Source organism: Mesorhizobium sp. Arg314 (assembly GCF_053714275.1).
Map to the genome: position 1 here is coordinate 202,865 of NZ_JBSKBP010000001.1, position 24,843 is coordinate 227,707.

Below are 24,843 nucleotides of genomic sequence, written 5' to 3' on the forward strand. Positions count from 1 at the left end.
AAACGATGCAGACACAGTTGACCCCGGAAGAACTGAGCAAGGACGCTTTCTTCCAGCAGCTTGCCAGGCTGTCGGAAGAGATGGTGGCCAAGCACGGCAAGGACTTTTCGATGGGCGCGCTGGTGCTCGCGGCCCGCTGGATCGCGGAAAACCGCATCGGCGGCGAAGCGCGCGCGGGAACGCCATCGTGACAGCGCCATGCCGCAGCGCCGCCGCCGTGGCGGCCACAGCCGGAAAGGCATCACGCCGGCGGATGCCGGCGGATTGCCATCTCGGCGCGCTCGCCCTGATAGATGAGGCAGATCGTGCGCAGGAGCGACGCGAAGTTCGCGACCTCGCCGTGCAGGTCCATGGCCTCGTCGTAAAGCGAGGCGACGAGGCGCGATACCGATACGCCTTCGCCGACCGCGATGGCATCCAGTATCTCCCAGAACGCCGTTTCCAGCCTGATGCTGGTCGATTGTCCCGAGATGCGCAGGGACCGGCTGGTCTGCCTGAAGCGACGCGGATCGTGCCTGGCCAGGAGCTTGCACATGTCTCCTCCCGGTATCCTTCGGGGAGCGGCGCCGATCCGGGCGTAACCTGCCCAGGCCGTGTTTGCGCGGCTCCAGCTTTCATTGATGCCAACGGACGGCATGACAGCCTCCTGATGCGCGGAAGCGACGCGAGGCAACCATGCGCTGCCCCGCGACAGGGTTCGGCGTTTTGGACCCGGCCGCGCGTCGATCGCGCGACCGGGCCCGGGATTGCATTCCCCCTGTCAGGGAATGAGCACCGCGCGGCCGTGGATCTTGCCGTGGTGGAGATCATGCAGCGCCCTGTTGGCGTCGGTGAGCCGGTATTCGACCGTCGTCAGGTCGACCAGGCCGCGATCGGCCAGCGCCATGAGCTCGACGAGTTCAGCCCAGGTGCCGACCAGATTGCCGATGATGTTCTTCTCGGTGATGACCATGTCGACGGTCGGAACCTTGATGTCCTCGCCATAGCCGACGACATAGTAGCTGCCCATCGGCCGGGTCATTGCCAGGCCCCTGGCGGTGGTGCCTTTCTCGCCGACGAAATCGATGACGGCCTCGGCGCCCTGGCCATCCGTCAGCGCCAGAACGGCCTCGACCTCGTTGCCGTCCGCCTTGACCAGCTTGTCGGCGCCGATGCGTCCAGCGAGCGTCAGCGAGTCCTCCGATTTGTCGACAACGATCACGTCCGCCGCGCACATCGCCTTGAGGCACTGGATGCCGATGTGCCCCAGGCCGCCCGCGCCGATCACCACGCAGCTTTCGCCCGGCAGCAGGTGGCGGCTCGCCTTCTTGGCGGCACGATAGGCCGTCAGGCCCGCATCCGCGTAGGGCGCGACGTCCTTCGGAGCCAGCGTCCTCGGCAGCGCCACGATGTTGCGCTCGGACGTGCAAAGATATTCGGCGTAGCCGCCGTTGCAGTCGAGCCCCGGAAACTTTCCAGGACCATGCATGTCGAAGCCGCGGCGGCACGCAAGGCAGGTGCCGCCGGAGATCTTCGGATGGACGATGACCGGGTCCCCGACCTTGATGCCTTCGACTTCCTTGCCGATCGCCTCGACCCAGCCGGCATTCTCATGGCCCATGATCAGCGGCAGCAGGGCGTCCCCGGTCGGATCCATGTGCGGGCGCCATACACCCTCGATGATGTGCAGGTCTGTCCGGCAAACGCCGGCGCCGCCGATGCGCACGATCACGTCAGTGGACCTGGTGATCTTCGGGTCCGGGACCTCCTGCTGGGAGACCCATTCGCTCCCGGTCAGGCTGTCGTCGTATCTGGTGAGAACCTGGGCTTTCATTGTTGTCTCCTCCGCGGGCCCGGGCATTGCGCCGGCCTTCGACCAAGAGATCAGCAACCCGCATGCCAGATCACAAATTCCAATAGAATCAATTGTTTGATATTCCGGACCGGGCGCGCGCCCGTCCATCGGCTGAACAGCTGCGGGCGCAAGCTGTTCAGTTTCCAGCCAAGCTCAAGTCGATGTCGCGACGCGTCACGCAGGCACGCCGCGATGCGGAGGAACCATGTTGCACCTGTCCGGAATTGACCGCGCGCGCCAGGCGCTGGAACGCGGAGACCGGCTGCCGGGCGGAACGCTGCCGGCGGCGATCGCCGAGAGCTGGCAGCGCTGCCGCGATCTCGGGCTCGATCCCCGCTCGGTCCCGAACGGCGAGGTGATCGCCTTTGCCGAGGTGACGCGCAAGCGCGAGCAGGTCGCGGCATTGCGCCGCCTGGCGCTGGCGGAGATGAAGCTGCTGCATTCCCAGATCGCCGGGTCGAATTTCATCATCGCGCTCGGCGATGCCGAAGGCATGGTGCTGGACACGATCAGCGATCAGCACTTCGCCGACAGCACCGCCGGCCGATCCGTCATCCCCGGCAGCATATGGAGCGAGGCATGGTACGGAACCAATGCGCTTGGACTGGCCGCGGCCGGTAAGGAGGCCGTCGCCGTCTACGGGCGCGAGCACTATTTCGCCTGCCACGGCCATTTGAGCTGCATGGCCGCTCCCATCCTCGATTCGAACGGCCGGATCCTCGGCCTCCTCGACGCGTCCTGCTCCAACGAGGCACGCCAGCAACATACCCACGCGCTGGTGCGCATGGCGGCCGCGCAGATCGAAAACGGCCTGATCTTCCAGGAACGCACGGAGTGCTTCATCCTTGCCTTTCACCCACGCGCGGAATATCTGGACACGCTTTCGGCCGGCCTGGTCGCCGTCTCGCGCGACGGCGAGGTGATCTCGCTCAACAGACCCGGCACCTCCCTGCTCGCGGGTCTTCCTGCGGCCGCGGGCAGCCATTTCGACCAGTTGTTCGAGGCAAGCTTCGGCGCCACGATCAGCGGCCTGCTCAACGGGGGCATCACCACCATCCGCGACCGGGCGGGCAGCGGCGTCTTCATGGTGTGCCGCCAGATAGCCCCGGGCGGGCGTGTATCACCGGCGCGGCGGTCCGGCGGCGCGCCCGCGGCTTATGATGACCGCGCGCCCGATTTCGTGTGCGAGGATCGCAGCCTGAAGCGCGCCGTGGCCGAGATCGGCCGGGCCGCCGCGCTGCGCATGCCGATCCACGTCACGGGTGAGACGGGAACAGGCAAGGAATTGATGGCGCGTCATGTCCACACCGTCAGCGGCAGGAAAGGCGAATTCGTCGCCGTGAACTGCGGCGCGGTGCCGGAGCAGCTCTTCATAGCCGAGATCTTCGGACATGAACGCGGTGCCTATACCAATGCCCGGAGCGAGGGATCGCCCGGCCTCGCGCGCCTCGCCGACCGAGGCACGTTGTTCCTCGACGAGGTCGCCGACATCCCCCTGCCCGCCCAGACCGCGCTGCTGCGCTTCCTCGATTCCATGGAAGTCCGCGCGATCGGCGGCCAGCACACGCACAGGGTGGATGTGCAGATCGTCTCCGCCACGAACCGCGATCTTGCGGAAATGGTCGCCGCGCGAAGCTTCCGCGCCGATCTGCTCTATCGCCTCAACGCCTTCACGCTGCATCTGCCGCCCCTGGAGGCGCGTTCCGATTTCGCGTCGATCGTGCGGCACCTGATGCGCAAGCTCGCGCCGGACGCGGCCATCACCGACGCCGCGATCACGGCGCTTTCGCTGCGGAAGTGGCCCGGCAACATCCGCGAGCTGCAGGCGGCACTGCAGCGCGCGCTTGTCCGCGGCGTGGATTTCGTCGACGAAGCATCCTTCGATGATTGCTCGTACCCGGAACAAACTGACAGCTGCGCGGCCTGCCGCGGACACCCGCTCGACGAGAGCAGGTGCCGCGAAATTCGCCGGGCCTATCGCGATGCGTCCGAAAATATTTCGGAAACGGCGCGCCGACTCGGCCTTTCGCGAACCACCGTCTACAAGCATCTCGACCTGTGATCGGCGCGGGTTCGGCAGGCTAAGCTCTACGAGGCGACCTGGCCGATGCCGACGACGGCAAGGCCAACAGGGCGCTTGCTTGCGCCCCCTGCGCGGTCAGGCACCGCCCCACATCGCATCCGGCACCACCACCAGCTTGCCGACGAAGTCCTTGCCCATGAAGTCGGTCTGGGCGCGGTGGAAGTCCGACAGTTTGTTGACGCCGGCGACCAGCGGCTTGATCTTCCCTTCCTCGATATAGCGCACGATGCGGCGGAAATCGCCCCTAGTGCCCTGGCTCGAGCCGTGGAGCTGGAGCTGCTTCAGATACATGGTGCGAAGATCGAGCTGCACGACCGGGCCGGCAATGGCGCGTGGTGTAACGGCCTTCGGGCCGCAGGATGCGCAAGAGGTCGTTGAATATGGCGCCACCGACCAGGTCGGCCACCACATCGATGGGCTCGCCGCCCGTCGCTTCGTTGACAGCGGTGAGCAGGTCGGCCACGCCGCGCGTGATCACCTTCTCGGCGCCGATGTCGAGCACGGCCTGTTCCTTGCCCTTGCCGACGACGGCATAGGGGATGGCGCCGCGCGCTCGCGCCAGCTGCACGACCAGCACCTGCCAGACCTTGTCGGAGACGATGACGCCGGAGAGCGGCGCATAGGCCGAGGTCAGGCCCTTGGCGATGGTGATCAGGTCCGGCTTGATGCCGTAATGATCGGAGCCGAACATGGTGCCGAGACGGCCGAAGCCGGTCACCACCTCGTCGGCGACGAGCAGCACATCGTACTTGGTCAGCACGGCCTCGATCTTCTGCCAGTAGCCGGCCGGCGGCGGCACGATGCCGCCGGTGCGAGACGATGGGGCTGGAGATCACCGAGTCGATCCTGATCACCGACACCGGCGTCGAATGCCTGGCCAATGTGCCGCGCAAGCTGTTCGTGAAGGACTGAGACCGATGTCAGCTTTGCGTCCGTCGCCGATCGCGCCCACCGTCGACTTCGAGCGCGATGGCGTCCAGCACGGCTTCCTGCGCCTGCCTTACAGCCGCGACGATTCCGCCTGGGGCTCGATGATGATCCCGGTCTGCGTCGTGCGCAACGGCAAGGGCTCGACGGCGCTGCTCACCGGCGGCAATCACGGCGACGAGTATGAAGGGCCGCTGGCGCTCTACGAGCTCGCCCGCACGCTCGATCCAAAGAATGTCTCCGGCACGGTCATCATCGTGCCGGCGATGAACTATCCGGCCTTCCGCGCCGGCACGCGCACCTCGCCGATCGACAAGGGCAACATGAACCGCTCCTTCCCCGGTCGGCCGGACGGCACGGCGACACAGAAGATCGCCGACTATTTCCAGCGCGAATTGCTGCCGCGAGCGGATATCGTCTTCGACTTCCATTCCGGCGGCAAGACGCTGGACTTCGTGCCCTTCTGCGCGGCGCACACGCTGCCGGACAAGACACAGGAGAAAAAGGCTTTCGCCGCGGTCGAGGCTTTCTCGGCGCCGTTCTCGATGCGCATGACCGAGATCGACGCGGTCGGCATGTACGACACTGCCGCCGAGGAGATGGGCAAGGTCTTCGTCACCACCGAGCTTGGCGGCGGCGGAACATCGCGGGCGGAGACGGTCCGGATTGCGCGGCGCGGCATCCTCAACGTGCTTCGCCACGCCGGCATCGTCGATGGTGCGGTCGAGAAGGGTCGAACCCAATGGTTGGACATGCCGTCCGGCGATTGGTTCGCCTTCGCCGAGGACGACGGCATGATCGAAACCATGGTCGATCTCGGGGAGCCTGTGGAAGACGGCCAGGTGGTGGCGCGCATCCATCCGGTCGGGCGAACCGGGCAGGCGCCGCAGGAGATCAAGGCCAGGATGCCGGGGCTGCTCGCAGCGCGCCACTTCCCAGGCCTGGTCAAGGCGGGCGATTGCGTCTCGGTGATGGCCGTGGCCGTCCGGTAGTCAACCCGGCGCGCACCTGCCTACTGCACGACGCGCTTCTCGAGCTTGCGGGCGAGCGTGCGCCGGTGCAGGCCGAGCCTGCGCGCGGTTTCGGAGATGTTGAAGCCGGTCTCGACCAGGGTTTCGTGGATGCGCTCCCATTCGAGGTTCTTGATCGAGGTGGGGCGGCTGGTGAGCGGCACCGAAATGTCGCCCTCGGCGCGGCCGAAGGCGGCTTCGATGTCGTCGGTGTTGGCGGGCTTGGCCAGATAGTGGCAGGCGCCGAGCTTGATCGCCTCGACCGCCGTGGCGATGCTGGCAAATCCCGTCAATACGACGATCCGCATCGACGGATTGCGGGCGCCCAGAAGCTTGACGCATTCGAGCCCCGATCCCGCTCCGAGCTTGAGATCGACGACGGCGTATGCCGGGACGGCCGTTTCCAGGGCGACCAGCAACGCGTCGCGGTCATGGCAGACCACGACGTCGTAGTCGCGCTTTTCAAAGGAACGCTTGAGCGTGCGCGCGAAAGTCGCGTCGTCCTCGACGACGAACAAGGATCGATCAGGCTTCACGGTCGCCTCCATCGGTCAGCGCCGCCAGCGGCAGCGAAAGGGTAACGCAGGCGCCCTCGGCCATGTTGCGCGCCGAAACGTCGCCGCCGAGCTTGCGCACCACATTGAACACCAGGAAGAGGCCAAGGCCGCCGCCAGGCCGCCCCTTGCTCGACATATAGGGCTGGCCGAGCGCGGCCAGAATATCCTTGTCGAAACCCGGTCCGCGATCCTTGACGGTGAACACCAGCTTCTCATCCTGCCGCTCGGCAGTGATGCCGACCCAATCGTGCGATGCTTCCTGCGCGTTGTCGAGCACATTGAAGATCACCTGCTTCAGCGCGGTATCGGACACGATCTGCTCGTCCGGCTCGAAACCGTTGCTGTAGTCCAGTTTGAAAGGCTGGCGGCTGCCACGCCACTCCTGGACAAGATCGTCGAGGAAGTGGCGGATCGTGGTGCGGATCGTGCCCTCGCCGCGCGCCTGGCCGGAGGACATGAGAATGCCGGTCACGATGCTCTTGCAGCGCTCGACCTGCGCCTGCATTTCAGCCACGTCCTCGGAAAGCTCGCGGTTGCGCTTGACGCCGCGCATCTGGCGCCAGTCGGACAGGATGACCGATATGGTCGAGAGCGGCGTGCCCAGCTCATGCGCAGCGCCTGAGGCCAGCAGGCCCATGCGCACGATGTGGTCTTCCTCGGCCGAACGCTGGCGCAGGTCGGCGAGATAGGCATCGCGTTCGCGCAGGTTGCGGTTGATGCGCGTCATGAAGATCACGATCAGGCCGGCCGCCAGCACGAAGCAGATGAACATGCCGCGCAGGTGCAAGGCCAGAAGATCGCTGCCGCCGTGATGCGGGAGCGCGAGCGGCTGGAAAACGACGATGAGGAAGACGAAGCAGGCCGAGGCAGCCACCACGAGGGTCCAGGTGGACCATGGCGCCAGCAGCGCGGCGCCGAGCGTGATCTGCAGCAGATAGAGCGACACGAACGGGTTCGAGGCACCGCCGCTCAGGTAGAGCTGCGTGGTCAGCGCCGCCATGTCGAAGATCAGCGCGACGAAGAGCTGCGCGTTGCTAATGCGGCGATTGCCGCGCAAGGCAAGGAGGCTGAAGATGTTCAGCCCGACGAGGAACAGCACCACGCCGGCCATCTCGGTCAAGGGCAGCGGGATGGCGAGCCAGTATTGCGTCACCAGGATGGTCAGCACCTGCCCGGCCACCGCCAGCCAGCGCAGCTGGATGAGCAGGAGCAGGTTCTTCCTGTTCGTCACGTCGGAATTCGAAGCGGTGCCTCCGACGCCGGGAGGAGAAGCCGTCAGGAACGACTTGTCGTGATGAAGCCGCGCGATCGGGATGTTCATCTTGCGGCGCCCTGCTGCCGGCGGCCGGCGAGGATCGGCATGGCGAGGGCAATCGCCGGCATCACTGCCAGGGCAAACCAGGTCAAAGCATAGACGAGATGGCTGTTGCGGAAGGTGACGACGGTGAGCCCGCCGCGCGGCCAGCTATCCGCGCCGGACGCTTCGGCGTCGATGAAATATGGCGCGGCATCCTTCAGGCCGCGAGCCCTTGCGATCGCATCGACATCACGCGAATACCAGCGATTGGCCGTCGGGTCGTTGCTGCGGAGGAAGCCGCCGCCGGGCTCGCTGGTGCGCAGCAGCCCGTCGACCGTCGACGGTGCGGTGAACCCGCCATTCTCGCGCTCGAACTCCGCCTTGCGCGCCTGCGGAACGAAGCCGCGGTTGACGAGGACGGTGAAACCGCGGTCGCTGCGCATCGGCGTCAGCACCCAATAGCCCCCGCCGAGCTCGGTCACCGCCTGCACCAGCGTGTTGGCGCCACCTTGAAAGCGGCCGGTCAGGCGCACATGGCGATATTCATACTCAGGCGCGCTGAAGCCGCTCCAGCTTTGGGAGCCGGGCGCATCGACGACGGGAGCATGGATGCGCTGGTCGACGCGGTCAATCAGGTCGAGCTTCCAGACCCGCCTTTCCAGCTGCCAAACGCCGAGCCCGAGAAACACCAGAACGCCGAGAAGCCCTAACAGCGCAAGCAACAATCGCGACGCGGAGCCGACGGCCTTCGACGGCGCGGCGTGGGAGCCAATATCTGCCCGGCCGATCATGTCTTTTGCCTCGAAATTGGCCCTCCCCACGCCCGACACAGGGCTCATGGCATCTGCCGCATCTCGTGGAGCCCCGGCATCATGTTGGCGTTGAGGTGGTACATCACCCAGAGCGAGCCGCTCAGCACGATGACGACGAGGATCACCGTGAAAATGAGCGCCAGCATCGACCATCCGCCCTCCGAGGCGGGGTTCATGTGCAGGAAGAAGACCATATGCACCACGATCTGCACCGCCGCGAAGGCCATGACGATGACGGCCGTAGCCTGCTTGTTGTCGATGGCGCCGGTCATGACCATCCAGAACGGGATGGCGGTCAGGATCACCGACAGGACGAAGCCGATCAGGTAGCCCTTCAGCGACCCGTGCGCGGCGCCGCCATGCGTGTGGTCGTGATCGGCATGATCATGAGCGCTCATCGCAACATTCCCATCAGATAGACGAAGGTGAAGACGCCGATCCAGACGACGTCGAGGAAATGCCAGAACATCGAGAGGCACATCAGCCGGCGGCGGTTGGCCTCGATGAGGCCATGCCTGGCGACCTGCACCATCAGCGTCACCATCCAGACGATGCCGAAGGTGACGTGCAGGCCGTGCGTGCCGACCAACGTGAAGAAGGACGACAGGAAGGCGCTGCGCTGCGGCGTCGCGCCCTCGTGGATCATGTGCGCGAATTCGTAGAGCTCGATGGACAGGAACCCGAGGCCGAACAGCATGGTCACGGCGAGCCAGCCTTGCGTTGCCGCGACGCGGCCCTTGTCCGAGGTCAGCATGGCAAAGCCGTAGGTGATCGAGGAGATCAGCAGCAGGGTGGTGTTGACGGCCACCAGGCCAAGGTCGAACAGGTCCTTCGGTGCCGGACCCGCGGCGTAATTGCCGCCGAGCACGCCATAAGCGGCGAACAGCATGGCGAAGATCAGGCAGTCGCTCATCAGATAGAGCCAGAAGCCGAGCATGGTGCTGCCGCCTTCGGCATGCGCATGCTCCTCTTCCAGGTGGAAGACCGGTCCGGCGTCGGCCGTGATTGCCGTCGATGCCATGCTCAAACCCTAACCCTGGGCGGCGAGGAGCGTCGTCCTCGCCGCTTCCGTTTGCGCGACTTCGACCGCCGGAATGTCGAAGTCGCGGTGATAGTTGAAGGTGTGGCCGATCGCGGTTGCGATCAGGCAGGTGAAGCTCAGCGCCGCCAGCCACCATATGTACCAGATCAGGCCGAAACCGAGCGCGACGCTGAAGGCGGCGAGGATGACCCCGGTGCCGGTGTTGCTCGGCATGTGGATCGGCTTGAAGCCGGTGAGCGGTCGCCGGTAGCCGGCCTTCTTCATATCCCACCAGGCGTCATTGTCGCGGATGACCGGCGTGAAGGCGAAATTATAGGCAGGCGGCGGCGAGGAGGTCGACCATTCGAGAGTGCGGCCGTCCCAGGGATCGCCGGTGAGGTCGACAAGCTCCGCGCGCTTGCGGATGGAGACGAATATCTGGACCAGGAAGGCGGCGATGCCGCCGGCGATCAGCACCGCGCCGAAGGCGGCGATCACGAACCAGATCTGCAGCGAAGGGTCGTCGAAGACGCGCATGCGGCGCGTCACGCCCATCAGGCCGAGGATGTAGAGCGGCATGAAGGCGAACCAGAAGCCGAGCACCCAGCACCAGAACGAAACCTTGCCCCAGAAGGGATCGAGCTTGAAGCCGAAGGCCTTGGGCCACCAGTAGGCGATGCCGGCGAACAGGCCGAAGAGCACGCCGCCGATGATGACGTTATGGAAATGCGCGATCAGGAACAGGCTGTTGTGCAGCACGAAGTCGGCCGGCGGCACGGCGAGCAGCACGCCGGTCATGCCGCCGACAACGAAGGTGAGCATGAAGGCCAGCGTCCACATCATCGGCAGTTCGAAGCGGATGCGGCCGCGATACATGGTGAACAGCCAGTTGAACATCTTCGCCCCGGTCGGGATCGAGATGATCATCGTGGTGATGCCGAAGAAGGAGTTCACGCTGGCGCCGGAGCCCATGGTGAAGAAGTGGTGCAGCCAGACCAGATAGGACAGGATGGTGATGACCACCGTGGCGTAGACCATCGAGGTGTAGCCGAACAGGCGTTTGCCGGAAAAGGTCGAGGTGACCTCGGAAAAGACGCCGAACAGCGGCAGGATGAGGATGTAGACCTCCGGGTGACCCCATATCCAGATGAGGTTCACATACATCATCGGGTTGCCGCCGAAGTCGTTGGTGAAGAAGTTGGTGCCGACATAGCGGTCGAGCGCCAAAAGCGTGAGCACCGCCGTCAGCACCGGGAAGGACGCCACGATCAGCACGTTGGTGCAGAGCGAGGTCCAGGTGAAGACGGGCATGCGCATCATCGTCATGCCGGGCGCGCGCATCTTGACGATGGTGCAGATCAGGTTGATGCCGGATAGTGTCGTGCCGACGCCGGCGACCTGCAGCGCCCAGATGTAGTAATCGACGCCGACATCGGGACTGTAATTGATGCCTGAGAGCGGCGGATAGGCGAGCCAGCCGGTGCGGGCGAATTCGCCGACGAACAGCGAGGCCATGACCAGGATGGCGCCGCCGACCGTCATCCAGAAGCTGAAATTGTTGAGGAAGGGGAAGGAGACGTCGCGCGCGCCGATCTGCAGCGGCACGACGAAGTTCATCAGTCCGGTGACGAAGGGCATCGCCACGAAGAAGATCATGATCACGCCATGGGCGGTGAATATCTGGTCGTAGTGATGGGCGTTGAGATAGCCCTCGGAGCCGTTGAAGGCGATGGCCTGCTGCAGGCGCATCATGACGGCGTCGGAGAAGCCGCGCAGCAGCATGACGAGACCGAGCGCCATATACATGATGCCGATCTTCTTGTGGTCGACGCTGGTGAACCACTCGCGCCACAGATAGGCCCAGAGCCGGAAATAGGTGATGGCGGCGAGAACCGCGAGGCCGCCGAGCGCCACCACGACGAAGGTGCCGACTACGATCGGCTCGTGCAGCGGCAGCGACTCCAGAGTGAGGCGGCCGAAGATGAATTTGGTCAGCGTCTCGGGCATCCGCCATTCCTCACAATTCGAAGCGCAGCAGGCCGAGCGACGGCGTCTCGGCGTCGGCGCGGCGGCTGCCGGTTCCGGGGCTGAGCAGCCCTGCCCCGCGCAACGGGGAAAGATCGCGCAGCGGCCAATATTTCGCGTCGGCATTGCTGGCCGCGCGCGAGGCGGCGGCAGCCTCTTGCGCCGTGCAGATGCTGGCGACATAGGACGGGTCGTTGCCGAACACAGCGCCGCGTCGGGCAAGCTTGTCGTATTGCAACGGCTGGGTGTTGCGCACGCCGGCGAGCCCCAGGCCGCCCCGGGCGTCGATCGACATCATCTCGTTCATGCACATCTTGCCGCGCTCGACGCACAAATTGAGGATGGCGCCGAAGAGGTCGGGATCGACGGAGGCATAGTGGCGGATCGGCTCGTTCTCGCTTGGACGTTCGAGCTCGAGATAGCTGTCTCGGCTTAGCGTCGCCTGCGCGCTTCTGGTCTGCGCCACCCACTCACCGAAGGCCTGGTCGGAGAGGCCGTGGAAAGCGAAGTGCATGCCGGAGAAGCCGGCGCCGCTGTAGTTGGCCGAGAAGCCGGTATAGGTCCCGGGTCTGTTGATGACGGCGTGCAGCTTCGTCTCCATGCCGGGCATGGCGTAGATCTGCCCGGCAAGGGCGGGAATGTAGAAGGAGTTCATCACGGTGGACGAGGTGATGCGGAAGTCGATCGGCTGGTTGACCGGCGCCGCGAGCTCATTGACGGAGGCAATGCCGTAATCCGGATAGATGAAGAGCCATTTCCAATCGAGCGCGACGACCTCGACCTTGAGCGGCTTGTGGTTCTGCGTGACGGGCTGTCCCGGCTCGATCCGGTCGATGCGCCGATAAGGGTCGAGCAGATGCGTGCCGAGCCAGGTGAGCGCGCCGAGGCAGATGATGACGAGCAGGGGTGCCGCCCAGATCACCAGCTCGAGCTTGGTCGAATGGTCCCAGTCGGGCGTGTAGGTCGCCGTGGTGCTGGATTGCCGGTAACGCCAGGCAAACAGCACGGTCAGCGCCATGACCGGCACGATGATGAGCAGCATCAGCAGGGTCGAAACGACGAGCAGGTCGCGCTGCTGCGCGGCAACATCGCCCGCGGGCGCCAGCACGACCAGGTCGCAGCCACTCAGCAGCACGGCCAGCGGAAAGAGAAGCAAGGCTCCGGATCGTTTCATCAAACGCGGCCCTCGGGTGGCGCTGCAGCAGGTCTTTGCAGGTTGCGATGCGGTACGGACCAACGGCTACTGCCGCTGGCAGCGCAACGACATTGGACAATTTGTCCAATGCCCAGCTGGGGTGGCTTTGGCGAAACTGCGCACGCATAATGGGACGACAATCGCGTCCCGGACCGAGCTCGGTGGCGACGGACAAGATGGCTGAAACTTCGACTGCCGAAACTGACAGCAGGCTGATCGGCTCGCATCACGGCCAGGTCAGCGCAGGCGATATCGCTGTCGGCGTGATCATCGGCAGGACGTCGGAATTCTTCGATTTCTTCGTCTACGCGATCGCTTCCGTGATCGTGTTTCCCAGGCTTGTCTTTCCAACGCACGATCCGCTGGTCGGAACGCTTTATTCCTTCGCCATCTTCGCGCTGGCCTTCATCGCGCGCCCGTTCGGCACCGTGCTGTTCATGGCGGTCGACCGCGCCTATGGCCGCGGCGCCAAGCTGACGATCGCGCTGTTCCTGCTCGGCACCTCGACGGTCGCCATGGCCTTCCTGCCCTCCTATGAAGATGTCGGCGTGGTCGCTGCCTGGCTGCTCGCGCTTACCCGCTTTCTGCAGGGCCTGGCGCTCGGCGGAACCTGGGACGGGCTGCCCTCCTTGCTGGCGCTGAATGCGCCGGACAACCGGCGCGGCATCTACGCGATGATCCCGCAGCTCGGCGCGCCGATCGGGCTCATCGTGGCAAGCTCGCTGTTTGCCTTCTTCGTCGCCAACCTCTCGGCCGACGATTTCTTCTCCTGGGGCTGGCGCTATCCCTTCTTCGTCGCCTTCGCCATCAATGTCGTGGCGCTGTTTGCCCGTCTGCGCATCGTCGTGACGCCCGAATTCTCGAAACTCTACGAGAGCGGCGATCTGCAGCCGACGCGCATCAGGGAGATGGTCAGGACGGAAGGCCGCAACGTCGTCGTCGGCGCCTTCGCGCCGCTGGCAAGCTTCGCCCTGTTCCATATGGTGACGGTGTTTCCGCTGTCGTGGGTGTTCCTGTTCACCAATGAGGGCCCGGAGCGCTTCCTGGTCATCGAGGCGGTGAGCGCGCTGTTTGGCATTGCCGCAATCGTTGCATCGGGTCCGCTGGCCGACCGCGTCGGACGCCGCGCCCTGCTCGGCGGCTCCGCCGTCGCCATAGCCGCATTCAGCGGCTTTGCCCCGCAGCTTCTCAATGGCGGCACAGTCGGCGAGGCGCTGTTCATGGTGCTGGGTTTCATCCTGCTCGGCCTCAGCTTCGGGCAATCCTCGGGCGTCGTGGCGTCGAGCTTCTCGCGCCAGCACCGCTATACCGGCTCGGCTGTGACGTCGGATCTGGCCTGGATGTTCGGCGCCGGTTTCGCGCCGCTTGCCGCGCTGCTTCTGGCCGGCAATTTCGGCCTAATCGCCGCCGGCGCCTATCTGCTTTCGGGCGCCGCCTGCACGCTGATCGCGCTCTGGATCGACAGGCAGTCGTCGGCGAGCGACCGATAAGTCAACAGCACCGGCCGCGAGCAATTCACGCAGGCTTGCCGCAAACGTCCAATCGGACCTGATAGAAATCCCGATACCATTCCACGAAACGCGGGACGCCGATCTCGACCGGGATCCCGGGCTTGAAGCCGGTCACCTCTTCGAGCGATGTGACATCGGCGAAGGTCGCCGGCACGTCGCCCGGCTGGAGCGGCATCATGTTGCGGATTGCCTTGCGCCCAAGCGCGTCTTCCAACACGTCGATCAGCCGGCTCAGCTGAACGGGTGAACTGTCGCCGATGTTGTGGATCCTGAACGGCGCATTGCTTGTCGCGGGATCCGGCGCGGCACTCGTCCAATCGGGGTTGGGCGTCGCCGGATGCTGCATGACTCGGACCATCCCCTCGACGATATCGTCGATATAAGTGAAATCCCGCTGCATATTTCCATAGTTGAAAACGTCGATCGGCTGGCCGGCGAGGATGGCCTTGGTGAAGATGAACAAGGCCATGTCGGGCCGTCCCCACGGACCGTAGACGGTGAAGAAACGCAAGCCCGTCGTCGGCAGCCCGAACAGATGGCTGTAGGTGTGGGCCATCAACTCGTTTGACTTCTTGCTGGCGGCATAGAGACTGAGGGGATGGTCGGCGGAATCATGCACCGAGTACGGCATTCGCGTGCTGCCGCCATAGATCGAGCTCGACGATGCATAGACGAGATGGCCGACCGAGCCCTGCCGGCACCCTTCCAGGATGTTGAGGAAGCCGTTGATATTGCTTTGCGCATAGACGTGCGGATTGATCAGCGAATAGCGAACGCCCGCCTGCGCGGCGAGATTGACGACGATCTCCGGCGCGGCCGAGGCAAAGAGCGCCGAGATGCGGTCGCGGTCGGTGAGATCGACATGCTCGAAACGAAAGTTCGGGAACACCTTCAGCCGCTCGAGCCGTGCCTGCTTCAGCGCGATGTCGTAATACTCGCTCATGGAATCGAGGCCGACAACCTGCCGGCCTTCGGCAAGCAGCCTGTGGCAGAGGTGAAAACCTATGAAGCCGGCTGCGCCGGTGATCAGGATCGGCCTGCTCGATGTCAATGCATGCCCCTAACGTTGTAGCCAGACCATTCACCGACCAGCCTCACCGACAGCCCGCGGACCGACGCAGCCAAGGCCGATCATGGCGACAGGCTCGGGCACGTCCGGATTTTTCCTCAGGCCGGTCGAAAACTTGCGCCTTTTATGGCAGGCCGCCGATAAATTCAACGATACGCTGTCTTCCGCCGTTCCAACGCTCCCCGTCATCGCGCGGGAATTGGGGCCAGCGGCTGCAACGTCTTCAACATGGCGACCAATTGGCTCTGCTGGTGGGTGCCGGTTTTCTGGAAGACACGCTCGAGATAGGTGCGGGCGGACTTGACGGTGATGCCACCCCGGGCGGCCGTTTCCGCCAAAGTGAGGCCAGCGGCAAGATCGGCTGCCAGCCGCGCTTGCGCCGGCGTCAGATCGAACAAGGCGTTGAGCAGGCTTGCCGAAGGCACAAGCGCGCTCGGCTTGACGGGCGTGGCCATGACAAGGATGTCGGCATTGCCGAAGATGTCGTGCGCGGAGCGCCGCAGCGGCAACAGGTGGACGACGAAAGGCGCCTCGCCGCCGATCCCCGGAACAGGAATGGATCCGACCGCCTCCTCGGCGCGGCTCATGCCGGTCACGGCCAGCTGGAACAGCCGGTTGGCGTCGCGGTCGGCTATTGCCAATCCGCCATAGGCCACGGGCAGGAAAGCGGTATCGAGCCGATCCAGATGCGGGTTGGTCGCCACGACACGTCCGTTCGCCGACAGCACCGCGGCCGGCAGCCCAAGCAGCTCGAGCGCCGAGGTGGCGTCGGCCGCCCGCTCCACCCGCAGCCGGCCGGCGACAAGGCTGGCGCGGGCAAGATAAGGCCGCAGCGCATCGAGCCTGTCGACCTCGCCTTGGGCAAAGCCGCCATCCCGGACCCATTTCTGGAAGACGAAGGTCGCCAGCTCTCCTGTCGGCATCGGGATCGCCGTGCACAGATGCGCGCCTATGCCGAATTGTCTCAGCATGATGCGGGCTGGGTCGCGCTCGATCTCATCGGGGCTCATAAAGTCGTCGACGCGCACGAAGCTCGCCGGCTGCAAACCGCACATCTTCTGCACGCTGTCGCAGAACTTCCAGAAATCGCCCTTGATGAACTCGTCGAACAGCGGCCGCAGATTGTCGAGCGTCGTTCCGCGCGGCGGGCCGTCGTCGCTGAAGAAGACCTGAGCGCTGGCCGAGTTCGACAAGCCGCTCGCCTTCTGCAGCACTGAGTTCCAACGCTCAGGAACGAAGGCCGCCTCGTATATGTTTCAATCAGGTCGATCATGGCTGCCACAGGAGCGGTGCGAGCCGGGTGAGCCCCGAGGCAGCAGTATCCGACACCGGAAGCTCGATCTCAAGCCAACGCTATATACAAGCCTGGCAGGGGCCGGATCTGCCCACTTGTAATGAGATTGCCCGCATAGGCCAGATTGAGGATTTGTTTTTCTTGGTGATCCCACTTCGTTGGGGCAAACTGCTAACGGGCTGTCAGGAGGAGAAATGAGAGCACGCGCGGCGACGGTCGGAGACCTGGAAGATGTTTTCCGCGGCCTGTCCAAGCGAATGTCGGACGAATATGTGGCGGCCGGCAAGGACAGCAAAAGCGCCTATGACAATCTGATGATGAATTTGAAAGAAGGCCGAGCACATGCGCTCGTGCAAGGCGACAGGACCGTCGCGATCATCGCCTGGCATGAGCACGCGGATGCCGCCGATACGCTGTTTGCCGCGCAGGAGGATTTCTTCAACGCCGCGACGATCCGCTTCTGCAGGCGGCACATCCGCCACGTCCAGGCGCTTGCGGGCAACCTTCCCATCCATTCGCGCAGCTGGCTGGACAGGCCCGACGTCGCGAAATGGTTCCGCGTGATCGGCTATATCGACCGAGGGCGGGAGGACGGCGCCACCCTATTCGAGCTGCCGCCGGCCGCCAATGGCTAAAGGCGGCCCACGGGCCGCCTTCAGATTTGTCCGTGCGCGGTCTCTTCCCAACGGCCGTGCCCTCGATCCGCCCACGCTCCGGCCATCGTCGGTTCACGAACCGAACCAACGCGACCGTCGGCTCGAGCCGAACTTTTCCTTGTCCGCGCGTAGCGCCACCGAAGGCTCATAGTAGTTGCCGGTCGGCGCCGGGCCAGAAAAGAAGTCGACCTCGACTTTGCCGATGCGGCCCCCCCCGAATTCGATGTAGCAGGTGCCGAAGCCGTCATAGAGCGTGCCGCTGCCGCTCTGGCGGAGCTTGGCGATGAGGGCGGTGGCGACGGCGCGCGCGGCGCCCTCGGCGAACACGCCGGCCTTGGGCGTGCCGGTGTTGGCGCCGTCGCCGACAGCATAGACATTCTCATACTTCGTTTCGAGCGTGCGGGGGTTGACCGGGATCCAGCCGTTCTCCGACATGCCGCTTTCCAGCACGACCGGCGGCACGCGGTGCTTGGGAACGCCGAGGAAAAGATCGAACGGCATTTCCGTGCCGTCGTCGAGTACCGCCACGTTGCGGGCATTGTCGACCGATGCGACGCGACGGCTTGGGATGAACCTGATGTCGCGCTCGGCGAAGGCCGCAAGCAGCGCCCTCGACGTGTCGGGCGACGGCGGCACCGGACTGCCGAGCGGCAGCACCAACGATATCTCACAGGCCTCGCGCACGCCCTGGCGCATCAGATAGTCGTGCAGCATCAAGACGCATTCGCTTGGCGCTGGCGGGCATTTATAGGGCGCGCCGCAGACGCCGACCATCGCCCTGCCCTTCTTGAAGGTCGGCAGCACGTCGCGCAGCCGCTCCGCGCCCGCAACGGTATAGAACTCGCTGGTTCCCGACAGCCCAGGCGTGGCGTCGAAATCATATTCGGCGCCAAGCGCCACGATCAGGTAGTCGGCATCGTAGACGCCGTCATTGGTGGTCACTCGCCGCCTTTCGGGATCGATCGCGGTGATGGTGCGCTTCAGCAGGCGCACGCCGGGCTTGGCGTAGCGGTTGTAAGGCAGGCGCACCGCCTCCGGCGCCTTCAAGCCGAACATCACGTCGAGCTTCGAAAAGCCGAATACGAAGGCGTCGCTCTTGTCGATGAGCGTGACGTCGATGCCGTCGCCCATCGCCTCGGAAAGCAGCGTCGTCAGTTCCAGGCCACCAAAGCCCGCTCCTAGGACGACGATGCGCGGTTTGTTTGCAGTGCTCATCTCGGTTCCCCAAATCTTGGCGCCAAGCGGGGGCGCCTGACCGAATTTGCTCATTGCCCTTCGGGTGGCGGCGAGGACGCGTCTCTGTCCTCGCCGCCGATGCCCGCCACAACCTCGATGCTCGACCGGTCAGGTCAGCACAGGCTGCGGCACGATGCGGATATAGGGCTTGGGTTCCTTCCAGCCCTGCGGATAAAGCTGCTTCGCTTCATCGTTCGACACGGAACCCGCGATGATGACATCGTCGCCAGGCTTCCAGTTGACCGGTGTCGCCAGACGGTGCTTCGCCGTCAGTTGCAGGGAGTCCACCACGCGCAGCACCTCGTCGAAGTTACGGCCCGTCGTCATCGGGTAGGATATGACGAGCTTGATCTTCTTATCCGGGCCAATGACATAGACATTGCGCACCGTCTGGTTGTCGGCGGCAGTGCGGCCGTCGGCGCTGTTGCCGGCCGAGGCCGGCAACATGTCGTAGAGTTGCGAGATGGCAAGCGTCGGGTCGCCGATCATCGGGAAGTTCGGCGCCATGCCTTGCGTCTCGGCGATGTCCTTCGCCCAGCCGGCATGCTTCTCGACGGGGTCGACGGAGAGGCCGATGACCTTGACGCCGCGCTTGTCGAACTCGGGCTTGAGACGCGCCATGTAGCCGAGCTCGGTGGTGCAGACCGGCGTGTAGTCCTTGGGATGCGAGAACAGGATGCCCCAGTCCTTGCCAAGCCATTCATGGAAGGAGATCGGACCTTGCGTGGTCTCGGCGGTGAAGTCGGGGGCGATGTCTGCGATACGGAGTGACATGGTTGCGTTCCTTTCCGGTTGGAATTCGATTGCGAGGGCATATTAGGAAATCTATGTTCCGCCAGCGTTCCCCAGCGTTCCCTGCCTGGAGACGGATCTTCCTGATGGTGCTTCAATGCGCGTTTCGATCCATCTGCTCGGCCGCTTCGTCGTCAGCGTCGATGGCCGGTCGATCCCGGCGGCCGACTGGCGTCGCGACCGTGCCGCGGCGCTGGTCAAGCTGCTCGCGCTGAAGCCCGCGCATCGCATGCATCGCGAGCAGGCGATGGAGACTTTCTGGCCGGACGCCGACCCGGAGGCGGCCGGCGGCGGCCTACGCAAAGCTGTCCATTTCGCGCGCCGCGCGCTCGGTGCCCATGAACTCATCGAGATCAGCAACGACGTCATCGCGCTTGCGCCCAATGCGGAGCTCGATATCGATATCGAAGGCTTCGAGGCGGCCGCCAGGACAGCACTCCGCGGCGGCGACAAGGTTGCTTACGAACGCGCGGCCGACCTCTATGGCGGCAGGCTTTTGCCGGATGATCTGTTTGTCGAATGGCTCGACGCTCCCCGCGCGCAGGTACAGCAGCGTTACAGCGACCTGTTGCGCGCCGGCGGGCTGTGGCAGAGGTTGATCGCCCTCGATCCGGCCGACGAGCAGGCCCAATGCGCGCTGATGCAGGCCGCGCTCGATGCGGGCAACCGGGTCGAGGCGATCCGCCAGTTCAACCAGCTCCGCGACAACCTGCACGCCGAGCTCGGCGTCGGACCGAGTGCCACGACCATCGCCCTTTACGAAAAGGCGCTGGCGCTCTCCGGCACGGAGACCGTCAGTCCCTCGGAACGTATCCGCACCTCGCTCGCCTGGGGCCTGGTGCACCTGCAGAGCGGCGAGTTCGACAGGGCGAGCGAGATCGCGCGTCAGACACGCGATCTGGCGCTCGGCGCCGACCTGCCGCGCGAGGTCGGCGAGGCGAGCGCGCTGCTGGGGCTTGCCTCGATGATGCAGGCGCAATGGCCGCAACTGTTCCGCTCCGAATTCATCGAATGGGTCCGCGCCAAGCCGGCCTTCGTGCAGCATGTCTTCGACGGGCATCTCTGCCTGTCGGAGTTCTGTTTGTGCAGCGCGAAAGGCCACGCCGAAGTCGCGGGACTGGCCAAGGAACTGCTCGCTGTCGCCGAGGAAGCGGAATCGAGCGCCGGACGAGGTCTCGCCTGCCTGCTTCTCGGAGAGGCGGCGCTTTTTTCGGGCGAGCTCGACGGGGCCGAGCAATTCCTTACCGAGGCTGAGCGGCTGCTGCTCGCGGCGGATGCGGTCGCCGGCCGCGTGCTGGCCATCGAACGGCTGGCCGAGATCGCCCTGGAGCGCGGCCAGAAATGGCGCGCCAGCCGGCTGATCCAGCGCGGCCTCGCCGATGCCGAGCGCTCATGGCTTTCGCCGCATCTTATCATGCGCATGCAGGCGCTGGCGGTGCGAGCGGCATCGACGCCGAAGATGGTGGCCGAAGAGATCCTCGCTGGTGATAGGCTGTTAACGCCGGGCGCCTGCCAGCCTTGCTCGATGGCGCTGCGCACCGCCTCGGCAACCGCGCTCGCCGAGGCGGGCGAGCTGGAACAGGTCGACCGCCGCCTGAACGACGCCGAACGCATCGCCGGGATGTGGCAAGGCGGCCCTTGGGCGGCGGCCCTTTGGGAAGCGCGCGGCTTGCAACGGCGGGCACAGGACAAGGAAGTGCGTGCGCTCGCCGCTTTCGAAGAGGCCGCCAGCCGCTACGAGGAGCTCGGCCGGCCGCGCGACCAGGCGCGTTGTCTCGCGCGGATGGGAAATCACGGCTGAGCTTGCGCCGGAGGCCAATCGGCGGGATGGTATGGAAGGCAGCCGGGGGCGCTGGCAGGCCGGATATGCATGGCTGCTGGAAATCGAGATGTTGCGCGCTAGCCTGGCCTTTGTCGCCCTGGTTGCCCTGATGGGGCCGACAGCAGCGGGCGAGCGGTTGTCTCATCTGCTCGACGGCTCCGGCCTGGCGACGACCTATTCGGGTGAGTCCGACCTAGTGACCGGCTATACGACCGGAATGGCGCGCTATCGCCTGTTGCTCGCCGGTGTCACCGGCACAGCCGATCTCGCCGCCCCACTCGAACCCCTGACTTTGCGGCCTGAATTCCAGCAACGGACATGGCGCTCCTCGGATGGCAGCCTGCTGCAAGGCTTTGCCGGCAAGGGTGGTTTTCGGCTGACCGTCGGGAACTGCGTGGGCCGCATCTGCATGGCCAGCGAGTGCAGCGAAGCCGGCTGGCCGCTCTACGCCTGCAGCGACGGGCGCGAGCGCAAAATGTCGGTCAAGAGCTTCGTGACGGCCACATTCGACGGCGTTTCCTACCGGCGATTGAGCGCGCCAAAGCAGTGACATTGGACGACCGCGACTGCAGCGGATAAGAGGTCGCCGCAAGCCAGCTTGTGCCGACATGGCGGCGCAAGTCGCGTGGCATTCGTTCGAGAGCAGTATCTTGGCACGCCAACCCGACAGACGATCTGCCGCCACCAAGGTTGGCCTCGCCCGAACGCTCTCCAAACTTGGCTTCTGCTCGCGCACGCAGGCCGAGCGTCTGGTCGCCGAGGGGCGCGTTCAGGTAAACGGCAAGACGGTGCGCGATGCCTGGCTGCGCATCGATCCCGACCGCGACCGCATCTTCGTCGACGGCGAGCGCGTCGTTGCCGAGCGCAAGGTCTATCTGATCCTCAACAAGCCGCGCGGGCTGGTCACCACCCGCGACGATCCAGAGGGGCGCGGCACGGTCTATGATTGCCTGGCAGGGCTCGACCTGCCTTTCGTGTCGCCGGTCGGCCGGCTCGACAAAGCGAGCGAAGGGCTGCTGCTGATGAGCAACGACACGCGCTGGGCGAACGGCCTGCTCGATCCCGCTTCGCATGTTGCCAAGACCTATCATGTGCAGATCGCCTCCGCGCCCGACGAGGCGCTGCTGGAGCGGTTTGGCCAGGGCGCCGAGGTGGATGGCGAGCTGCTGACGGCAAGCTCAGTCAAGTTGCTGCGCAGCGGTGGCAGCACCGCCTGGCTGGAGATCGTGCTCGACGAGGGACGCAACCGGCAGATCCGCAGGCTGCTCGGCGCTTTCGATGTCGAAGTGCTGAGGCTGATAAGGGTGGCGATCGGCGGCCTTCAGCTCGGCGAGCTTGCCAAAGGCAAGGCGCGGCATTTGACGTCCGAAGAACTGGCTACCCTGGCGACTTGACGCGCCAGGCACTGCCCCTCACCCGGATTGCCAGCCGAATTGCGAAGGGCAATTCGGGGCAATCCGACCTCTCCCCGAGGGGAGAGGAGTTCGCCAGCGCGGCGCCAATCTCTTCTCCCCTCGGGGAGAAGGTGGCCGCGAAGCGGCCGGATGAGGGGGAGTCGCGCTCGCTATTTCTGATTCCACCTGCGGATCACCGGCTCGGTCAGATCATGCTCGTAGCCAAGGATGCTGAGGCTTGCCGTGTCGAGCACGAAATGTTCGCCGCCTTCCGGCGGCAGAGCGACCCAGCGTGCGGCGAGCACGCGCAGGAAATGCGAGCTGGAGAAGACGAGCACATTGCCGGCAACCGCGCGCAGCCCGGCGATGATGGCATCCGCCCGGGCGCCGACATCGGCCACCGTCTCGCCGTCCGGGCAACCGTCGCGAAACAATTGCCAGCCAGGACGCCTGGACAGGATCTCCTTTGTCGTGACGCCTTCATAAGCGCCATAATCCCATTCCTGCAGATCGGCCTTTTTCACCGCGCGCTCGCCGAAGCCGGCGAGGCGGCATGTGTCGAAGGCGCGCTGCGACGGGCTCGACCAGACCGCCTGGAAAGTCAGCCCCTCAAGCCGATCGGCAACACCGCGCGCGGCCTCTTCGCCCTTGGCGGTCAAGGGAATGTCGGTGCGGCCGGTGTGCCTGCCCGAGGCGCTCCACTCCGTCTCGCCATGGCGAACCAGGTAGATTTCGGGAAACGCACTGCTCATCGACCGCCCTCACGGCTGAATGGTTGCACCGGTGGAGAGCCGGCCGGCGTCACCCTATGCGGCGTCCGGCAAAAAGAACAGGCCGCGGCTGAGCCGCGGCCTGCACGAGCTTGGGAGGATGCCTGGTCCGTCAGGCGGGCTGCAAATCGCCGGACAGCGCGAGATCCGCCTCTTCCGGCAATTGACCGGCCATGGCGGCGGCAAATTGCTTCTGGTCGAGCTCGCCTTCCCAGCGCGCCACGACGATTGTCGCGACCGCGTTGCCGACGAAGTTGGTGAGCGCGCGGCATTCCGACATGAAGCGGTCGACGCCGAGGATCAGTGCCATGCCGGCGACCGGCACCGAAGGCACCACCGACAGCGTCGCGGCCAAGGTGATGAAGCCGGCGCCGGTGATGCCGGCCGCACCCTTCGAGCTCAGCATGGCGACGAGCAGAAGCAGGATCTGATCGCCGAAGGTGAGCGGCGTGTCGGTCGCCTGGGCGATGAACAGCGCGGCCAGCGTCATGTAGATGTTGGTGCCGTCGAGGTTGAAGGAATAGCCGGTCGGAATGACCAGGCCGACCACCGAGCGGTTGCAGCCGGCGCGCTCCATCTTGGCCATCAGGCCGGGAAGTGCGGCCTCCGACGACGAGGTGCCGAGCACCAGGAGCAGCTCTTCCTTGATGTAGCGGATCAGCGCCAGGATCGAGAAGCCGTTGTACCATGCGACGGCGCCCAGAACGACGAGCACGAAGAGCAGCGACGTCAGGTAGAAGGTGCCGATCAGCAGGGCGAGGTTGGCGATCGCGCCGATGCCGTATTTGCCCACGGTGAAGGCCATGGCGCCGAAAGCGCCGATCGGGGCCGCCTTCATCAGGATGGCGACGAGGCGGAAGACCGGCGACGTCAGCGCCTGCAGGAAATCGACCACCGGACGGCCGCGTTCGCCGACAAGCGCCAGCGCAATGCCAAACAGCACCGAGAAGAACAGCACCTGCAGGATGTCGCCCTGCGCGAAGGCGCCGGTGATGGTGTCGGGGATGATGTTCATCAGGAAGCCGACGATGGTCGTGTCATGCGCCTTCTCGGTGAAGGTCGCCACCTTCGAGGGATCGAGCGTCGCCGGGTTGATGTGCATGCCGGCGCCGGGCTGGATGACGTTGGAGACGATCAGGCCGACGACGAGCGCCAGCGTCGAGAAGACGAGGAAGTAGATCATCGCCTTGCCGGCGACGCGGCCGACCTTGTGCAGGTCGGAGACGCCGGCGATGCCGGTCGCCACCGTCAGAAAGATCACCGGCGCGATCACCATCTTGACCAGCTTGATGAAGGCATCGCCAAGCGGCTTCAGCGAGGCGCCGACATCGGGATAGAAATGGCCAAGCAGGATGCCGGCGGCGATCGCCACCAGGACCTGAACATAGAGATGCCGGTAAAGGGGAACCTTGCCGCGCGGTTCGGCGGCAGCGATTGCTGTCTGCATGATGTCCTCCATTCGGCCCCGATCGAGAAACTCGACCTCCCGGGGCAGTTGACCTCCACAGCCTCGCGACTGCTGCAGAGGCATTTGCAAC

At 65.0% G+C, this 24,843-nt stretch carries 24 protein-coding genes and 1 pseudogene; 8 read left to right on the forward strand and 17 right to left on the reverse strand.

Features of this window, described 5'->3' with window-relative positions:
- The first annotated feature begins 5 nt into the window (after positions 1–5).
- Positions 6–191: a hypothetical protein gene (locus ACWGS9_RS00905; RefSeq protein WP_320310994.1), complete on the forward strand. Its 186-nt coding sequence runs from the start codon at positions 6–8 to the stop codon at positions 189–191.
- Between the two features lie 50 nt (positions 192–241).
- Here ACWGS9_RS00905 and ACWGS9_RS00910 read toward each other — a convergent pair whose 3' ends face one another.
- Both ACWGS9_RS00910 and ACWGS9_RS00915 read right to left on the reverse strand, forming a co-directional pair.
- On the reverse strand, positions 242–535 hold the full coding sequence (locus ACWGS9_RS00910) for a ribbon-helix-helix domain-containing protein (RefSeq protein ID WP_454503454.1): 294 nt from the start codon (positions 533–535) through the stop codon (positions 242–244).
- Positions 536–760: 225 nt separating this feature from the next.
- Complete coding sequence (locus ACWGS9_RS00915; protein ID WP_454503455.1) at positions 761–1,813, reverse strand: NAD(P)-dependent alcohol dehydrogenase; 1,053 nt, start codon at positions 1,811–1,813, stop codon at positions 761–763.
- Between the two features lie 226 nt (positions 1,814–2,039).
- Between ACWGS9_RS00915 and ACWGS9_RS00920 the strand changes: the two genes are divergently transcribed.
- Positions 2,040–3,896: a sigma-54-dependent Fis family transcriptional regulator gene (locus ACWGS9_RS00920; protein ID WP_454503456.1), complete on the forward strand. Its 1,857-nt coding sequence runs from the start codon at positions 2,040–2,042 to the stop codon at positions 3,894–3,896.
- 96 nt (positions 3,897–3,992) lie between these two features.
- Here ACWGS9_RS00920 and ACWGS9_RS00925 read toward each other — a convergent pair whose 3' ends face one another.
- Both ACWGS9_RS00925 and ACWGS9_RS00930 read right to left on the reverse strand, forming a co-directional pair.
- Positions 3,993–4,208: a hypothetical protein gene (locus ACWGS9_RS00925; protein WP_454503457.1), complete on the reverse strand. Its 216-nt coding sequence runs from the start codon at positions 4,206–4,208 to the stop codon at positions 3,993–3,995.
- A 97-nt stretch (positions 4,209–4,305) separates the two neighbouring features.
- Positions 4,306–4,740 (reverse strand): annotated as a pseudogene (locus ACWGS9_RS00930) (aminotransferase class III-fold pyridoxal phosphate-dependent enzyme); the annotation flags it as partial.
- Between the two features lie 94 nt (positions 4,741–4,834).
- Between ACWGS9_RS00930 and doeB the strand changes: the two are divergent.
- Positions 4,835–5,836, forward strand: coding sequence for a N(2)-acetyl-L-2,4-diaminobutanoate deacetylase DoeB (gene doeB, locus ACWGS9_RS00935; protein ID WP_454503458.1), 1,002 nt, complete (start codon positions 4,835–4,837; stop codon positions 5,834–5,836).
- 20 nt (positions 5,837–5,856) lie between these two features.
- Here doeB and ACWGS9_RS00940 read toward each other — a convergent pair whose 3' ends face one another.
- Genes ACWGS9_RS00940 through cyoA form a run of 7 tightly spaced genes read right to left on the reverse strand, consistent with a single transcriptional unit; the run spans position 5,857 to position 12,740 of the window.
- Positions 5,857–6,390 (reverse strand): response regulator transcription factor, encoded by a 534-nt coding sequence (locus ACWGS9_RS00940; RefSeq protein ID WP_454503459.1) that lies wholly within the window; start codon positions 6,388–6,390, stop codon positions 5,857–5,859.
- Complete coding sequence (locus ACWGS9_RS00945; RefSeq protein WP_454503460.1) at positions 6,380–7,732, reverse strand: ATP-binding protein; 1,353 nt, start codon at positions 7,730–7,732, stop codon at positions 6,380–6,382. Before ACWGS9_RS00945 ends, ACWGS9_RS00940 begins: the two co-directional genes overlap by 11 nt.
- Positions 7,729–8,547 (reverse strand): SURF1 family protein, encoded by an 819-nt coding sequence (locus tag ACWGS9_RS00950; RefSeq protein ID WP_454503461.1) that lies wholly within the window; start codon positions 8,545–8,547, stop codon positions 7,729–7,731. The genes ACWGS9_RS00945 and ACWGS9_RS00950 overlap by 4 nt, the downstream gene beginning before the upstream one ends.
- The gene (gene cyoD, locus ACWGS9_RS00955) at positions 8,544–8,918 is read right to left on the reverse strand and encodes a cytochrome o ubiquinol oxidase subunit IV (protein WP_454503462.1); all 375 of its coding nucleotides are present in this window, start codon (positions 8,916–8,918) and stop codon (positions 8,544–8,546) included. Before cyoD ends, ACWGS9_RS00950 begins: the two co-directional genes overlap by 4 nt.
- Positions 8,915–9,541, reverse strand: coding sequence for a cytochrome o ubiquinol oxidase subunit III (cyoC, locus tag ACWGS9_RS00960; protein ID WP_454503463.1), 627 nt, complete (start codon positions 9,539–9,541; stop codon positions 8,915–8,917). Before cyoC ends, cyoD begins: the two co-directional genes overlap by 4 nt.
- A 9-nt stretch (positions 9,542–9,550) precedes the next feature.
- Positions 9,551–11,548: a cytochrome o ubiquinol oxidase subunit I gene (gene cyoB / locus ACWGS9_RS00965; protein WP_454503464.1), complete on the reverse strand. Its 1,998-nt coding sequence runs from the start codon at positions 11,546–11,548 to the stop codon at positions 9,551–9,553.
- 10 nt (positions 11,549–11,558) lie between these two features.
- Positions 11,559–12,740, reverse strand: a complete 1,182-nt coding sequence (gene cyoA / locus ACWGS9_RS00970) for a ubiquinol oxidase subunit II (RefSeq protein ID WP_454503465.1) — start codon at positions 12,738–12,740, stop codon at positions 11,559–11,561.
- A gap of 149 nt (positions 12,741–12,889) precedes the next feature.
- Between cyoA and ACWGS9_RS00975 the strand changes: the two genes are divergently transcribed.
- The gene (locus tag ACWGS9_RS00975; protein WP_454503466.1) at positions 12,890–14,251 is read left to right on the forward strand and encodes an MFS transporter; all 1,362 of its coding nucleotides are present in this window, start codon (positions 12,890–12,892) and stop codon (positions 14,249–14,251) included.
- Positions 14,252–14,276: 25 nt separating this feature from the next.
- Here the strand turns inward: ACWGS9_RS00975 and ACWGS9_RS00980 are convergent, their stop codons facing one another.
- On the reverse strand, positions 14,277–15,323 hold the full coding sequence (locus ACWGS9_RS00980) for an NAD-dependent epimerase (protein WP_454503467.1): 1,047 nt from the start codon (positions 15,321–15,323) through the stop codon (positions 14,277–14,279).
- 203 nt (positions 15,324–15,526) lie between these two features.
- The gene (locus ACWGS9_RS00985) at positions 15,527–16,534 is read right to left on the reverse strand and encodes a helix-turn-helix transcriptional regulator (RefSeq protein WP_454503468.1); all 1,008 of its coding nucleotides are present in this window, start codon (positions 16,532–16,534) and stop codon (positions 15,527–15,529) included.
- 295 nt (positions 16,535–16,829) lie between these two features.
- On the opposite strand from ACWGS9_RS00985, the gene ACWGS9_RS00990 reads away from it, so the two are divergent.
- Positions 16,830–17,270, forward strand: a complete 441-nt coding sequence (locus ACWGS9_RS00990; RefSeq protein WP_454503469.1) for a hypothetical protein — start codon at positions 16,830–16,832, stop codon at positions 17,268–17,270.
- A gap of 93 nt (positions 17,271–17,363) precedes the next feature.
- Here the strand turns inward: ACWGS9_RS00990 and ACWGS9_RS00995 are convergent, their stop codons facing one another.
- Positions 17,364–18,506, reverse strand: coding sequence for an NAD(P)/FAD-dependent oxidoreductase (locus tag ACWGS9_RS00995; protein ID WP_454503470.1), 1,143 nt, complete (start codon positions 18,504–18,506; stop codon positions 17,364–17,366).
- A 129-nt stretch (positions 18,507–18,635) separates the two neighbouring features.
- Complete coding sequence (locus ACWGS9_RS01000) at positions 18,636–19,301, reverse strand: peroxiredoxin (RefSeq protein ID WP_454503471.1); 666 nt, start codon at positions 19,299–19,301, stop codon at positions 18,636–18,638.
- A 115-nt stretch (positions 19,302–19,416) separates the two neighbouring features.
- Between ACWGS9_RS01000 and ACWGS9_RS01005 the strand changes: the two genes are divergently transcribed.
- From ACWGS9_RS01005 to ACWGS9_RS01015, 3 genes are all read left to right on the forward strand, one after another.
- Positions 19,417–21,120 carry a BTAD domain-containing putative transcriptional regulator gene (locus ACWGS9_RS01005; protein ID WP_454503472.1) on the forward strand — a complete coding sequence of 568 codons (1,704 nt, stop codon included), beginning with the start codon at positions 19,417–19,419 and terminating at the stop codon, positions 21,118–21,120.
- Positions 21,121–21,208: 88 nt separating this feature from the next.
- Entirely contained in the window at positions 21,209–21,691 is a 483-nt protein-coding gene (locus ACWGS9_RS01010; RefSeq protein WP_454503473.1) for a hypothetical protein, read from the forward strand.
- A gap of 100 nt (positions 21,692–21,791) precedes the next feature.
- On the forward strand, positions 21,792–22,535 hold the full coding sequence (locus ACWGS9_RS01015; RefSeq protein WP_454503474.1) for a pseudouridine synthase: 744 nt from the start codon (positions 21,792–21,794) through the stop codon (positions 22,533–22,535).
- Between the two features lie 170 nt (positions 22,536–22,705).
- Here the strand turns inward: ACWGS9_RS01015 and ACWGS9_RS01020 are convergent, their stop codons facing one another.
- Complete coding sequence (locus ACWGS9_RS01020) at positions 22,706–23,287, reverse strand: histidine phosphatase family protein (RefSeq protein WP_454503475.1); 582 nt, start codon at positions 23,285–23,287, stop codon at positions 22,706–22,708.
- A 130-nt stretch (positions 23,288–23,417) separates the two neighbouring features.
- Positions 23,418–24,752: a dicarboxylate/amino acid:cation symporter gene (locus tag ACWGS9_RS01025; protein ID WP_454503476.1), complete on the reverse strand. Its 1,335-nt coding sequence runs from the start codon at positions 24,750–24,752 to the stop codon at positions 23,418–23,420.
- Between the last annotated feature and the right edge of the window lie 91 nt (positions 24,753–24,843).